The sequence below is a fragment of the Paraburkholderia tropica genome (genome assembly GCF_914484835.1).
Lineage (GTDB): Bacteria > Pseudomonadota > Gammaproteobacteria > Burkholderiales > Burkholderiaceae > Paraburkholderia > Paraburkholderia tropica_A.
Genome location: NZ_CAJZAR010000083.1, coordinates 77,530 through 90,864 on the forward strand (window position 1 = coordinate 77,530; position 13,335 = coordinate 90,864).

General features: G+C 65.1%; 11 protein-coding genes. 5 read left to right on the plus strand and 6 right to left on the minus strand.

What is annotated here, in order from left to right; genetic code table 11:
- Positions 1 to 2 precede the first annotated feature (2 nt).
- Both LDO54_RS31665 and LDO54_RS31670 read left to right on the plus strand, forming a co-directional pair.
- Complete coding sequence (locus tag LDO54_RS31665) at positions 3 to 1,037, plus strand: DUF2955 domain-containing protein (protein WP_224015515.1); 1,035 nt, start codon at positions 3 to 5, stop codon at positions 1,035 to 1,037.
- Positions 1,037 to 1,426, plus strand: a complete 390-nt coding sequence (locus LDO54_RS31670; protein WP_224015535.1) for a potassium channel family protein — start codon at positions 1,037 to 1,039, stop codon at positions 1,424 to 1,426. Before LDO54_RS31665 ends, LDO54_RS31670 begins: the two co-directional genes overlap by 1 nt.
- 27 nt (positions 1,427 to 1,453) lie before the next feature.
- Here the strand turns inward: LDO54_RS31670 and LDO54_RS31675 are convergent, their stop codons facing one another.
- The 3 genes from LDO54_RS31675 to LDO54_RS31685 are packed head-to-tail and all read right to left on the minus strand — an operon-like array spanning position 1,454 to position 7,454.
- Entirely contained in the window at positions 1,454 to 3,022 is a 1,569-nt protein-coding gene (locus LDO54_RS31675; RefSeq protein ID WP_224015516.1) for an efflux transporter outer membrane subunit, read from the minus strand.
- Between the two features lies 1 nt (position 3,023).
- Complete coding sequence (locus LDO54_RS31680) at positions 3,024 to 6,266, minus strand: efflux RND transporter permease subunit (protein WP_224015518.1); 3,243 nt, start codon at positions 6,264 to 6,266, stop codon at positions 3,024 to 3,026.
- Between the two features lie 12 nt (positions 6,267 to 6,278).
- Complete coding sequence (locus LDO54_RS31685) at positions 6,279 to 7,454, minus strand: efflux RND transporter periplasmic adaptor subunit (protein WP_224015537.1); 1,176 nt, start codon at positions 7,452 to 7,454, stop codon at positions 6,279 to 6,281.
- Between the two features lie 667 nt (positions 7,455 to 8,121).
- Here LDO54_RS31685 and ppk2 point away from each other — a divergent pair.
- Both ppk2 and LDO54_RS31695 read left to right on the plus strand, forming a co-directional pair.
- Positions 8,122 to 8,889 carry a polyphosphate kinase 2 gene (ppk2, locus tag LDO54_RS31690; protein ID WP_224015539.1) on the plus strand — a complete coding sequence of 256 codons (768 nt, stop codon included), beginning with the start codon at positions 8,122 to 8,124 and terminating at the stop codon, positions 8,887 to 8,889.
- A 33-nt stretch (positions 8,890 to 8,922) separates the two neighbouring features.
- Positions 8,923 to 9,180, plus strand: a complete 258-nt coding sequence (locus LDO54_RS31695; protein WP_224015519.1) for an RNA-binding protein — start codon at positions 8,923 to 8,925, stop codon at positions 9,178 to 9,180.
- A 120-nt stretch (positions 9,181 to 9,300) separates the two neighbouring features.
- On the opposite strand, the gene LDO54_RS31700 is transcribed toward LDO54_RS31695, so the two are convergent.
- The 3 genes from LDO54_RS31700 to LDO54_RS31710 all read right to left on the minus strand — a co-directional run bounded on the left by LDO54_RS31700 (position 9,301) and on the right by LDO54_RS31710 (position 12,045).
- The gene (locus tag LDO54_RS31700) at positions 9,301 to 9,939 is read right to left on the minus strand and encodes a response regulator transcription factor (RefSeq protein ID WP_224015521.1); all 639 of its coding nucleotides are present in this window, start codon (positions 9,937 to 9,939) and stop codon (positions 9,301 to 9,303) included.
- Positions 9,936 to 11,087: an ATP-binding protein gene (locus tag LDO54_RS31705; RefSeq protein ID WP_224015523.1), complete on the minus strand. Its 1,152-nt coding sequence runs from the start codon at positions 11,085 to 11,087 to the stop codon at positions 9,936 to 9,938. Before LDO54_RS31705 ends, LDO54_RS31700 begins: the two co-directional genes overlap by 4 nt.
- 709 nt (positions 11,088 to 11,796) lie before the next feature.
- Positions 11,797 to 12,045 carry a hypothetical protein gene (locus LDO54_RS31710; RefSeq protein WP_224015524.1) on the minus strand — a complete coding sequence of 83 codons (249 nt, stop codon included), beginning with the start codon at positions 12,043 to 12,045 and terminating at the stop codon, positions 11,797 to 11,799.
- A gap of 359 nt (positions 12,046 to 12,404) precedes the next feature.
- On the opposite strand from LDO54_RS31710, the gene LDO54_RS31715 reads away from it, so the two are divergent.
- On the plus strand, positions 12,405 to 13,335 hold a 931-nt coding region (locus LDO54_RS31715), incomplete at its 3' end, for a DUF3300 domain-containing protein (protein WP_224015526.1).

Below are 13,335 nucleotides of genomic sequence, written 5' to 3' on the forward strand. Positions count from 1 at the left end.
CGATGGCCACGCCCAACACGCTCCCGCTGGCCGGACGGCGCGCGCTGCGCCTCGCCTTCGGCACCGCGCTGTGCCTCGCGATCAGTTTCGCGCTGGACTGGCCGATTCCCGTCATCGCGCCAGTTTTCGCCGTGTTCCTGCTCGCGACCCAGACGCGTCCGCTTTCGCTGAAGACCGGCGCGGCGCTCGCGATCGTGGTCGCGCTGACGACGGGCAGCGGCCTGCTGATGGTGCCGCTGCTGCGGCACTACGCGTTCGACGGCGTCGCCATCGTCGGCCTGCTGCTGTTTTTCGCGTTTCGCTACGGGCTGCGCGGCGGCAACAACCTCGTCTCGACCTTTCTCGTGGCGGGCCTGACGATGATCTCCGCGGCGGGCACGAGCGACTTCCAGCTGGCCGTGACCGTGGTCGGCGCGCTGGTGCGGGGACTCTTGCTGGCCGTGCTGGTGACGGCCCTGACGCACGCGCTGCTGCCCGAGCCGATCGACGCGCGCCGCCCGCCCGCCGCGCCGCCGATGTCCGAGGATCAGGCGCGGCGCATCGCGCTGCGCGCCGCGCTCGTGGTGTTGCCCGCGTGGCTGCTCGCCATGGCCGATCCGGCGAGCTACATGCCGATCATCATGAAGTCGGTGAGCCTCGGCCGGCAAAGCTGCGCGACCACGGCGCGCACGGCGGCGCGCGATCTGATCGGCTCGACGCTGCTGGGCGGCCTGCTCGCGATGGCGTGCTGGTTCGCGCTGCGGCTGTTCGTCGACCTGTGGATGTTTTTCCTGTGGATGCTGCTGTTCGGCCTGCTGGTGGCGCGCAGGCTCTACCGGATCCGGCCGACGCAATATTCGCCGGGCTTCTGGCTCAACAGCCTCGTCACGATGATCATTCTGCTGGGCCAGTCGGTGCAGGACAGCGTGGCGGGCAAGGACGTGCTCACGGCGTTCGCGGTACGCATGGGACTCTTCCTCGCGGTCACGATCTACGCCTGGCTGATGCTGCTGATCTTCGAGCAGCGCAGCCGCGCGAAATCCACGGAGCAAGCATGATGCAACCCCCAACGGACGACGGCGAAATCCGCCTGCGCGCACGCGACATCCTGCTGGAAATGGCCAGGACGCTCTGGTATGTGCGCGCGATTCTCGGCGGCCTGCTGGTTTCATTCGTCATGCTGACGATCTGGATGTACGCGTTCGGCGACCCCGTCGAGACCGTCCGCCGGACGGCCTCGCCGTTCGGCGAGACGCTTTACTTCTGCGCGATCACCGCGCTGACGATCGGCTATGGCGACGTCGTGCCCACCTCGACGTTCGGCCGCATCGACGCCGTGTTGCTCGGCCTGATCGGTCTGGTGCTGACGGGCCTGTTCGTCGCGACGGCCGTGCGGGGCGTGCAGGAAGCCGCGCTACGCGCGAGCGCCGGGCCTGAGCAGAAATGAGGGAAAGCGGCGTCGACTGGCGCGCACTTAGCGGCCCGCCGAGCCCGTCGTCACAGCGGCAACGCCCGCGATTGCCGCTGAGCCTGACTGCGTTTGTGTCGGGGTTTGGGTTTGGGTTTGCGTCTGCGTCGCTTCAGTCGCCGACGCGCCGCTCGCGGGCGCGGGCATCGTCATCGTCTCCGCCTTCGTCACCCAGCCGCCGCCCATCGCCTTGTAGAGACTGACGTAGTACGTCAGCACCGCCGCCTCGGTTTGCGTCTGCGTCAGCTGCGCGTTGAAGAGACTGCGCTCCGCATCCAGCACCTCGATATAGCTCGTGTAGCCCGCGTCATAGCGCTTGCGCGCGAGCCGCGCGTAGACCGCCAGCGCATCGACCTGGCGTCCCTGCGCAACCAGTTCGTCCTGACTCTTCTGCAACGCGATCATCGCGTCCTCGACCTGCTGGAACGCCTTCTGCACCGTATCAAGATACGTGTACAGCGCCTCCTGCTCGCGCGCTTCGGCCAGATGCACCTGCCCGGTGATGTTGCCGCCCGTGAACAGTGGCTGCGCGATCGCGCCGCCCACCGACCAGATATAAGCCGGCCCGGTCAGCAGGCTCGAAAACACGGCGCTCGCCGAGCCGATCACGCCCGACACCGAAAGGTTCGGAAAATACAGCGCGCGCGCCGCGCCGATGCGCGCGTTTTCGGCGATCAGATTCTGCTCCGCCGCGAGCAGATCGGGCCGCCGCGACAGCAGATCGGACGGCACGCCCGCGGGCACGGCGGGCAGCGCGATGGCGCGCAGTTCGCGGCCGCGCGGAATCGGACCGGGATTCTGCGCGAGCAGCACCGAGAGCGCGTCCTCCTGCTGGCCGATCTGCATCTCGATCACGGGGATGGTCCCCTGCGCGGCCTCGTACTCCGACTGGCTCTGCGCCAGCTCCATCTGCGAGACGACGCCATGCGCGAAGCGCTGCGTGAACACCCGCACCGAATCGGCGCGGCTCGCGGCTGTCGCCTGCGCGATCTCCAGTTGCCGGTCGAGGCTGCGCAGATTGATATAGGACCCCGCCACCGCCGCCACCAGCGTGAGGATGGTCTCGCGCCGCCCTTCCACGGTCGCGGCCAGATCGGCGCGCGCGGCCTCGGTCTGGCGGCGCGTGCGCCCGAAGACATCGAGGTTCAGCGTCGCGCTGAGCGTCGGCGAAAACGCGTTGTAGACCGGATCGATGCCCGGCTGCAACGGCAGGCCGCTGATCTGCGACACGCGCTGGCGCGATGCGGTGAAACCCGCGCCCACCTGCGGGAAGAACGCCGAGCGCGTGATCTGCACCTGCGCGGCGAATTCGTCGATGCGGGCCGCCGCGATCTTCACGTCGCGATTGCGTTCGAGCGCCGTGCCGATCAGCTGATTGAGCACCGGCTCCTGGAACTGCTCCCACCAGACCGTATCGGCGACTTCGAGCGCTTCGCCGCTCGCGAACCGGTAGGTCGCGGGCACCTCGACATTCGGGCGCTGGTAGTCCGGCCCGAGCAGGCAGGCGCTCAGCGCGAGGGCCAGCAGCGGAGTGAGCCGTCGCGCGGCGACCGGCGTATGGGCGAGCGCGCGCATCTCAGTCGTCTCCCCGTGGCGCGGATGGCGTGCCTTTCGGCGGCGCGCCCGCTGCGCTGCCCGCTGTGCCTGCTGCCCCGCCCGCGCCACCGCCCGACGCATCGCCCGCGCCCGGCGCGGCCTTGCCCTTGCTGCCGCGCGACGACATCGTTTCGAGCAGGTAATAGAACATCGGGATAAAGAACACGGCGATCACGGTCGCGCCGAGCATCCCGCCGATCACGCCCGTGCCGATCGAGTGACGGCTGTTGGCCGACGCGCCCGTGGCGATCGCGAGCGGCACGCAGCCCAGAATGAAGGCGAGCGACGTCATGACGATCGGCCTCAGGCGCTCCTCGGACGCGACGATCGTCGCGTCGAGCACCGAGGCCCCGCCCTCGCGGTTCATCACCGCGAACTCGAAGATCAGAATCGCATTTTTCGCCGCGAGCGCGACCAGCATCGTGAGCCCGATCTGGAAGTAGATATCGTTTTCGAGGCCGCGCAACAGGATCGCGAGCAGCGCGCCGAACAGCGCGAACGGCACCGCCATCAGCACGCCGACCGGCAGCGACCACTTCTCGTATTGCGCCGCGAGAATCAGGAACACCATGATGAGCCCGAACACGAACACCGAGCCCGAGGTGCCGCCCGACTTGCGCGCCTCGTAGGCTTCGCCGCTCCACGCCACGCCGAAGCCGGTGGGCATCGTCGCCGCGATCTCGTCCAGCGCGGCGATCACCTGGCCCGAGCTGTAGCCCGGCGCGGCGTTGGCCGTGACGAGCACCGCCGGGAAATTGTTGAAGCGCGTGAGCAGGTCCGGTCCGGTCACGTAGTGGTAGTTCGCCACGGCGCGCAGCGGCACCATCGTGTCGGTCTTGCTGCGCACGTAGATGCGGTCGAGATCGTCGGGGCGCAGGCGCGTCGACGGATCGGCCTGAAGGATCACCTGCCACAGCCGGCTCGACCGGTTGAACTGCGAGACGTAGAGCGAGCCGAACATCGTCTGCATCGCGCTATACACATCCTCCACGGGCACGCCGAGCGTTTCGGCGCGCTCGCGATCGACATCGACGAGCAGTTGCTGCGAATTCGGATTGAAGGTGGTCGTCACGCGCGCGAGTTCGGGCCGCTGCCGCGCCTTCGCAACGAACTCGCGCACCACTTCCGCGAGCTGCGTGATCGTCGCGTCGCCCTTGCTCTGAATCCACACTTCGGTGCCGCCCGTGGTGCCGAGGCCCGGAATCGAAGGCGGATTGACCGGTATGACGATCCCCTCCTTGATCGACGAGAGCGCCTTGTACGCATCCACCAGCACCGCGCGCGCGTTCTGCGTCTTGGCGTGGCCCGACGAATAGCGTTCGTCGAAGCCCTTGAGCCCGACGAAGAACGTGCTCGCGTTGTTCTTGTTCTGCACGTCGAGCAGGCTGTAGCCGTCGACGGTGGCGATGCCGCTCACGGCGTCCTGCTTCATGAAATATTCGGCCACCTGATCGGAGACCGCGCCGGTGCGGTCGAGACTCGCCGCGTCGGGCATCGTCACCGCGCCGAGCAGATAGCCCTGATCCTCGGGCGGCAAAAACGCAGAGGGAATCGCCTTCATCATCACGACCGTCAGCGCGATCATGCCCGCGAACAGCAGCAGCGCCATCACCCAACGCCGGATCGCCACATGCACGAGGCCGATATAGCCGCGCGTCATGCGGCCGAACGCATTCTCGAACCAGCGGAAAAATCCCTTCTTCTCGTGATGCGAACTCTTGAGCAGGATCGCCGCGAGCGCGGGCGACAAGGTCAGCGCCACGATGCCCGAGATCACCACCGAGATCGCGATGGTGATCGCGAACTGCTTGTACAACTGCCCGGTAATGCCGCTCACGAACGCCACCGGCACGAACACCGCGCAGAGCACGAGCACGATCGCGACCACCGGCCCGGCCACTTCGTCCATCGCGCGCTTGGCGGCCTCCTTGGGCCCGAGCTTGTGCACGGTCATGTTGCGCTCGACGTTCTCGATCACGACGATCGCATCGTCCACCACGATGCCGATCGCCAGCACCATGCCGAACAAGGTCAGCATGTTGATCGAGAAGCCGAGCAGCGCCATGCCCATCGCCGTGCCGACGATCGAGACCGGCACCGCCAGAATCGGAATCAGCGTCGCGCGCAGGCTTTGCAGAAACACATACACGACGATCACGACCAGTACGAGCGCTTCGAAGAACGTGTGCACGACGTCCGAGATCGAGGCGCGCGTGAACTCGGTCGTGTCCATCGCGATCTTGTAGTCGAGCCCTTCGGGGAACGACTGCTTGAGTTCGGCGAGCGAGGCGCGCACCTGCTTCGAGACGTCGAGCGCATTCGCGCCCGGCTGCTGATAGACCGCGATGATGGTCGCGGGCTTGCCCTGATAGCGGCTGCGGATCGAGTAATCCTTCTGCCCGAGTTCCGCGCGGCCCACGTCCTGCAGGCGCACGATCGCCGCGCCCTCGCTGCTCGCGCGCAGAATGATGTCGTCGAAATCGCCGGGCTGCGCGAGGCGGCCGGGTGTCGTCACGGCGAACGACTGCTCGACCTTCGAGCCGGTTGGCGACTGCCCGATGCGCCCGACCGCGAACTGCTGGTTCTGGTTCTCCACCGCCCTTTGCACGTCGGCCACGGTGATGCCGAGCTGCGCCATTCGGTCCGGCTTGAGCCAGACGCGCATCGCATAGTCAGGTGTCCCGAAGATACTCGACTGGTTCGCGCCGGGAATGCGCTTGAGCGCGTCGAGCACATAGATGTTCGCGTAGTTCGCGATATAGGTGCTGTCGTAGCGCTCGTCGGGCGAATAGATGGCGATCACCATCATGAACGCCGACGACTTCTTCTGCACCTGCACGCCCTGTGCCTGCACCGATTGCGGCAGCTGCGGCAAGGCGAGATTGACGCGGTTCTGCACGTCGACCTGCGCGAGCTGCGGATTGGTGCCGATCTCGAAGAACGCGTTGACGGTCAGATTCCCGGTCGATGAACTCGACGAGTTCATGTAGATCATGTTGTCCGCGCCGTTCACCTGCTGCTCGATTGGTGCGGCGACGTTGTTGGCGACCACGTCCGCGCTCGCGCCTGGATAGGACGCGGTGATCGTGATCTGCGGCGGCGTGATGTCCGGGTATTGCGCGACCGGCAGCGCCAGCATGGTCAGCGAGCCGCCGAGCGTGATGACGATCGAAATGACCGACGCGAAAATCGGCCGGTCGATGCAGAAGTGCGAGATGCTCATCGTCAGCGCCCTTCAGTTGGCCGAAGCGGAGGCCGCGGTTGCGGCCGAGGCGGGGGCGGCCGCCGCATCCGCCGCCACGGGAGTCGCGACGATCTTGAGCGGCGCATCGGCCACCACGCGGATCGCGCCATCGACGACCACACGCTCGCCGTCTTTCAGGCCATCGAGAATGAACCAGTCGTTGCCGTGCCATTCGCCGACCTCGACCACGCGCTGACGCGCCTTGTCGTCCTTGTTGACGACCCAGACGAAGTGGCTTTTCGCGCCCTGCAACACCGCGCGTTGCGGCACGAGAATGGCGTTCGGGCGAATCGCGCCCGCGACGCGCGCGCGCACGAACTGGCCGGGACGCAGCACGCCGGTGGGATTCGCGAAGACCGCGCGCACGAGGAACGAGCCCGTTTCCGTATTGAAAGCCGGATTGGCGAAGTCGATCGCGCCGCTGCCCTTGTAGGTCGAACCATCCGCGAGTTGCAGCGACACCGTGAACGCATTGTTCGCCGGGAAGCGCAATTGCCCCGCCGCGATCTGATCGCGGTAGCGCAGCTGCTGATTCTCCGAAATGCTGAAGTTGGCCCACATGGGGTCCAGTTGATAGACGTAGGTCAGCAGGCCGTTCTGCGTCGAGGTGACGTAGCTGCCGTCCTGCTGGCGCGCGAAACTCGAAAGCCCGTTCAGCGGCGACTTGATCGTCGTATAGCTGAGATTCAGCTCGGCGGTATCGACCTCGCCCTGCGCGGCGATCACGGCGGCGCGCGACTGCTTTTCGTTGCCGATCGCGTCGTCGAGATCCTTCTTGCTCAACGCGTTTTCCTGCGCCAGCGGCCGCACGCGCGCGAGGTTCGCCTTCGCTACTTCGAGCCGCGCCTGCTGCTGCGCCAACTGGCCCTGCGCGGTGCGCAACGCGGCTTCGAAGGGCTTGGGGTCCATCTGGAACAGGGTCTGCCCGACCTTGACCAGCGAGCCTTCCACATACATGCGGCGGTCGAGGAAGCCGTCCACGCGCGCGCGTATCTGCACTTCGCGCGAACTCTGGGTCTGCGCGGTGAACTCGAAATCGACGGGCGTATCGTGCGCCGCGACCGTCGTCACCGTGACTTCGACGGGCGGCACGGCCGCCACCGCCGGCTTCTTGCTGCAGCCCGCGCCAGCGACCACGAACGCTGCCGCGCCCACGGCGACGGCCATCGCACGGACGCCCTTCGCAACGGCCGCGCCCGGCGCCATGCGCCATTGCAGCGGCTGCTTCTGATGCCTGCACGCGTGCGCCATCATCACCTCAGGGTGATCTCGCAAGGCCCGCTTTCGACCCGGCATGGCACAGCGCCAGCAACGTCCCTGGCTTGCACGCGCGCCACTCGAAAGAACGGGTCCCTGATTGCTTGAACATACCGGTCAGGCCATGCCCGACCGCTGGGAAATTGCACTGCGCAGCGAACTCGCGGACGTGCCGACACGGACTGGTCCATGATTCGCCGCGATTCAGTATGGTGACGGCCTCGGGCGCCAACAATCGGACTTTGGTCCTAGCCCGCGCGACCCGGCATACAGCGTGAAAGCGTCGCGCGCCCGCGCGCCGCCGGGCCGCATCGGGACATAGGACCAAGGTCCTATGGTGCGGTCCCGGACCCCCGGTTCATGCTCTCAGCCATGACCGTCGCGCGAATTGGCCGCGACGCCTCGCCATCGAGCACGGACTTCTCTGTGGGAGTGCACCATGTCTGGATCGTCAAGCCATGCGAAGCGGCGGGAAGCCAAGGCGGAAGCGAAGGCCGAAGCGAAAGCCGCCGCAAAGGCCGAAGAAAAAAACGCAGCGAAATCCGAGGCGCAGCCCGACGTGAATTCAGAAGGCAAGATGAGCAACAAGGCCTATTTGAAGGAGCTATTCCGGCTTCATGTCGAATTGGTGAATCTGCAACAATGGGTCGTGGAGAGCGGCGCGAAAGTCTGCATCGTGTTCGAAGGACGCGACGGCGCGGGCAAGGGCGGCACGATCAAGGCGATCACCGAGCGCGTGAGTCCGCGCGTGTTCCGCATCGTGGCGCTGCCCGCGCCCACCGAGCGCGAAAAGTCCCAGATGTACCTGCAACGCTATCTCCCTCACCTGCCCGCGGCCGGCGAAGTCGTGATCTTCGACCGGAGCTGGTACAACCGCGCGGGCGTCGAGCGGGTCATGGGTTTCTGCACGCCCAGACAGGTCGACGAATTTCTCGCGGCGGTGCCGCTGGTGGAGAAAGCGATCATCGCGTCGGGTGTCATCCTCATCAAGTACTGGCTCGAAGTCAGCGCGGAGGAACAGACGCGCCGCCTCGAAGACCGCATCCAGGACGCGCGCAAGACGTGGAAGCTCACGCAGATGGACCTCGATTCGTATAGCCGCTGGTACGACTATTCGCGCGCGCGCGACGAGATGTTCGAGAAGACCGATCTCGACTTTTCGCCGTGGCATGTCGCGCACTCCGACGACAAGCGGCGCGCGCGGCTGAACATCATCACGCATCTGCTCGCCACGATTCCCTATGAGACCGTGCCGCGCAACCGGGTCGTGCTGCCGCGCCGGCAGAAGGCGGGCAATTACGTCGATCCCAACCATCCCTGCAAGCGCGTGCCGGAGGCATTCTAGGCTCGCCTTACGAAGCGAATGTGGAGGCCAATGATGGGCGAATTATGGATTGGAAACGTCGACGCCGATGTCTCGCCGGACGAGATCAATGAATTCCTCGGCCGATACGGCTGTCCGCCGTTCGACTCGATCCAGCGCGTACCCGGCACCGGCGACCGTCCCGCCGTGGTGCTGAGTTTCGACAAGCTCAGCCCCGAAGCGCTGCGCATGCTGCAGACGCGCATTCACAATATCCAGTGGAACCATCGCGCCATCGTCGTGCAGGTGATGCCGCCGAGACGGGAAGACTGACGCAACCAAAGCACGGATCGAAAAAAAGCGGGCGAGGCGCCGGTCTGCATAACCGGCCGCCTCGCCCGCTTGTTTGCGTGAATATTTTCGTGGATTCGTTTTTGCGCAGCGACGACGCGTTCAGGAATGGCGCGCGTGCGCCGTCGCGGCGCCGCCGAGGTCCGCGCGCTCGGCGAGCCGCACGAGTTCCGCGAGCGATTCGGCCCGCATCTTTTCCATGACGCGCGCGCGATGGATCTTGATCGTCTTCTCCGCCGCGCCCAGTTCATCGGCCACGAGTTTGTTGGGCCGCCCCGCGACCACCAGCGCCATGACTTCGCGCTCGCGCGGCGTCAGTTGCGCGACGCGGCGCTGGATTTCCGCGTGCTGCGCGCGCTGTTCGAACATTTGCTGCGCGAGCGCGAGCGCGCGATCGACCGCGTCGAGCAACGGGCCTTCGTCGACCGGCTTCAGCAGAAAATCCGTCGCGCCTGCCTTCATCGCGGCGATGGCGGCGCGCGTGCCCACGTGGCCCGAGACGAAGATGATCGGCACCCGGCCGACCAGCCGGCTCTGCAACGCGATGCCGCTCAGATCGGGCAGCCCGAGATCGAGCAGCAGGCACGCGGGCTGGCTCGTCAGATCGGCGCGTTCGAGAAAATCGCCGGCGCAGCCGAAGGTCTGCACGGTGTAGCCCGCCGAACCGAGCAGACGGCCGAAGGCTCTGCGGACCGGCTCGTCGTCGTCGACGACGAACACGAGAGATTGCGGTGTAGTCATAGAGGTTCGTGCGCGCCGCTATTCGTGGTCGCGCCCTCCGCGGGTAGCTCGAATTGAAAGGTCATGCCGCGCTCGCGATTGCGTTCGGCCCACATGCGCCCGCCGTGCCCCATGACGATGATGCGGCTGATCGACAGACCGAGCCCCAGCCCGTTCGGCTTCGACGTCGAAAAGGGCTTGAACAGCGTCGCCATCTGCTCGTCGCTGACGCCGTGGCCGCTGTCACGTATTGCAATGCGCACGCCGCCGCTGTCCGGCGCCGCGCCGACGTTGACGAACAGCGCGCGCCCGGCGGGCGCCCCGCCCTGCATGGCGTCGAACGCGTTGATGATCAGATTGACGAGGACCTGCTGCAATTGCACGGCGTCGCCGAGCAGCATCGGCAAGCCGTTCTCGATATGCGAACTCAGCGAGACGTTGCATTCGCGCGCGCGGCGGTGCAGCTGCTGCATGACGTCGCGCACGAGGCAGCCCATGTCGATCGTGCTCAATTCGGTCTGCTGGCGTTTGCCGAACTGCCGCATCTTGCGGACGATGGCGTGCGCGCGCGCGCTATCGGACACGATCTCGTCGAGCAGTTCGAACATTTCGCCGATGTTGGGCGGCGTGCTCGCCAGAAAGCGCCGGGCCGCCTGCGCGTTGCTCAGAATGGCGGTGAGCGGCTGGTCGACTTCGTGCGCGAGCGCGGCCGCCATGTCGCCGACGTCGGAGGCCTGATCGTGATGCACGAGCGCCTGATTCGCGCCTCGCACGCCGGACTTCGCGGCGCACGCGGCGTCACCCGTGCCGCCTTCGTCGCCCTCGTCGCACAGCGCGTCGATCACGAGCACCGCGTAGTGCATTCGTTCGATTGCAAACGACACGGAACTCGTTACCTGCGCGCTGCCCTGACTGCCGTCTCTTTTACGCACGACGGCCGGACGCGTCGTGCTGCCCGGCGTGCCGCGCATCACCCACGACCTGCCGATGGGCGCAACGATGTCCTTATCGGGCGACGGCAGCACCAGCACGTCGAGCGGCAACGCGGTCAGCTCCGCCACCGAATAACCGAACAGCAGCGCCGCTCGCGCATTGGCCGCGACGATGGTGCCGTTCGCGTCGACCGCCAGCGCGGCCGACGGCATCACGTCGATCATGCTGCCCAGCATGGGTGGCGCCACGCGCCGACCGTCCGCGCTCACGCGCGTTGCCGGCGCCGCGAGCTTGGGTAATGCCCGATGAGTGAATCTGCCGGTGACTGCGGAAAGCCACGAAAGCCAATCCTCGCGGCCTTGCCCCAGGCCTGTGAGCCTGAAAGTGCGCTTTCCGTTCCCCACGTTCTCTCCGTACATGGTGCCCTCCGAACGCGATCCAGCCCGGGTTGTGCGACAGGGTCAACGATTCGATTAGCTATCCTGATAGCTAATGAGCCTGACGCAAACGACCGATGCATAGATGCGCGATATCTCTCAGAACCTGCATGCTGGCCGCGATATTCAAAGATTCACAACGGTGGCCAACTGCCGCTTCTTCTCGATGTGCGGCGAAGCGGTCTTGCCCGCTCCTGGCGAATGAAGTACTGAAACGTGCAAGGCTTGACTTACGTATGTCGATTGCAACGACACCGGATGAAGGGAAACAGCACTGTCTATATCGAGACAGTACGCGTAAATTATACGAAAAAAATCATGTCTTTCCCTGACTTATTTTTAAAGTCGGTAATTTTTTTCGATCTGTTGGTCATTCACATCAGTTATGCAATGGCGATATTCATACGTAATGCGCTTACATCATGCGTGTATGGCGGCATACGACATCGGCGCGGGATATTTGCAAACGCTTTGCAAACCGGTATGCCGCCATTCGTTTGAACGCACGCTAATGCGATTGCCCCGGCGCCGACGCGGGCGCCGTGCCGCTGGCGGCTTTCTGCTGATCTGACTGTGCGTCCTGCGACTGCTGGGAGGCTCGCGCTTTTTCCCCGGCTTTTCGCTGTGCATCCTGCATCTGTTTCATACCTGGCGATCCGGTTTGCCCATAGGCCGGCACGATGCAGATCGATGTAATCGATGCAATCGCCGCCGCCATCGCCGCCAGCCGCCATCGCCTTGCATGCGTAGTGAACATGATTCTCACCTCAATTGATGAACATTGTGATACACCACCCTGCGTCTTATTAAGCTCATTAAGTCGCCGGAACGCTACAGCCGCGCAAGCGGGCGTTATACGCAAAATACTTCAATACCGGCCATTCGAAATAAGATTGAATCACCGCGAATAATTATCGGAATAATGAAACGCGATTCCGGTTTTTCCCTGCCTGCGCAACGACATTCATTTGCGTGCCGGTACAAATAGTCAATAGGACTCTGGTCCGATTGATCCCGCCGCGCGCGACGACAAGACTAGTCGAATAGCCTTCCTCGGCTGCGTCGCGTCGCGATTTGCGCATCGGCTGGTACGGCTGGGCAATGGGAGGAGTGGCCATGACCTCGTGGACTGAACGAATCTCCGGCATGATCCGCTTGCTGATGCTCGCGTTCATGAGCGCGCTGTCGTGCGCGGCCCTCGCGCAAAACCCGGCACCCCCTGCGCAACCCGCACAAGCGGCACCACCGGCGCAATCGGCGCAATCGGGACAAGCCGCGCAACCCGCGCCGTATAAGCCGGAAGAACTCGAAGCGCTGGTCGCGCCTATCGCGCTCTATCCCGACTCCGTGCTCGCGCAGGTGCTGATGGCCTCGACCTATCCGCTGGAAATCGTCCATGCGGCGCGCTGGTCGAAGGAGCATCCGAAACTCAAGGGCGATGAAGCCGTCAAGGCGGTTCAGGATCAGACGTGGGACACGAGCGTGAAATCGCTGGTGGCGTTTCCGCAGATTCTCGAACCGATGAACGAAAAAATCGACTGGACGCAGAAGCTCGGCGACGCCTTTCTCGCCCAGGAAAAGGACGTGCTGGCCGCCGTGCAGCGCTTGCGCGCGCGCGCCAAGGACGCGGGCAACCTGAAATCGAACGAGCAGCAGCAGGTGATCGTCGACCAGCCGGCGCAGCAAGGCGGCACGACGGTCGTGCGCATCGAGCCCACCAATCCCGAAGTGATCTACGTGCCCGCCTACAACCCGACCGTGGTGTACGGCGCGTGGAGCTATCCGGCTTATCCGCCGTACTACTGGCCGCCCTCGCCCATGTACTACCCCGGCGGCGCGCTGATGACGGGCTTCGCGTGGGGCGTCGGTCTCGCGGCGGCGGGCGCGATTTTCGGCAGCTGCAACTGGGGCGGCGGCGACGTCAACGTCAACGTCAACAAGGCCAGGAACGTCAACCGCAATTTCAACAGCAACAACGTCCAGGGCGGCAAGTGGAAACACGACCCCGGCCATCGTCAGGGCGTGTCGTACCGCGATAACGCCACGC

Bases quoted from the DNA above. Each gene is read 5' to 3' on its own strand.
- LDO54_RS31665 (WP_224015515.1), top strand. From the start codon at position 3: ATGGCCACGCCCAACACGCTCCCGCTGGCCGGACGGCGCGCGCTGCGC.
- LDO54_RS31670 (WP_224015535.1), top strand. From the start codon at position 1,037: ATGCAACCCCCAACGGACGACGGCGAAATCCGCCTGCGCGCACGCGAC.
- LDO54_RS31675 (WP_224015516.1), bottom strand. From the start codon at position 3,022: ATGCGCGCGCTCGCCCATACGCCGGTCGCCGCGCGACGGCTCACTCCG.
- LDO54_RS31680 (WP_224015518.1), bottom strand. From the start codon at position 6,266: ATGAGCATCTCGCACTTCTGCATCGACCGGCCGATTTTCGCGTCGGTC.
- LDO54_RS31685 (WP_224015537.1), bottom strand. From the start codon at position 7,454: ATGGCCGTCGCCGTGGGCGCGGCAGCGTTCGTGGTCGCTGGCGCGGGC.
- ppk2 (WP_224015539.1), top strand. From the start codon at position 8,122: ATGAGCAACAAGGCCTATTTGAAGGAGCTATTCCGGCTTCATGTCGAA.
- LDO54_RS31695 (WP_224015519.1), top strand. From the start codon at position 8,923: ATGGGCGAATTATGGATTGGAAACGTCGACGCCGATGTCTCGCCGGAC.
- LDO54_RS31700 (WP_224015521.1), bottom strand. From the start codon at position 9,939: ATGACTACACCGCAATCTCTCGTGTTCGTCGTCGACGACGACGAGCCG.
- LDO54_RS31705 (WP_224015523.1), bottom strand. From the start codon at position 11,087: ATGCTGGGCAGCATGATCGACGTGATGCCGTCGGCCGCGCTGGCGGTC.
- LDO54_RS31710 (WP_224015524.1), bottom strand. From the start codon at position 12,045: ATGTTCACTACGCATGCAAGGCGATGGCGGCTGGCGGCGATGGCGGCG.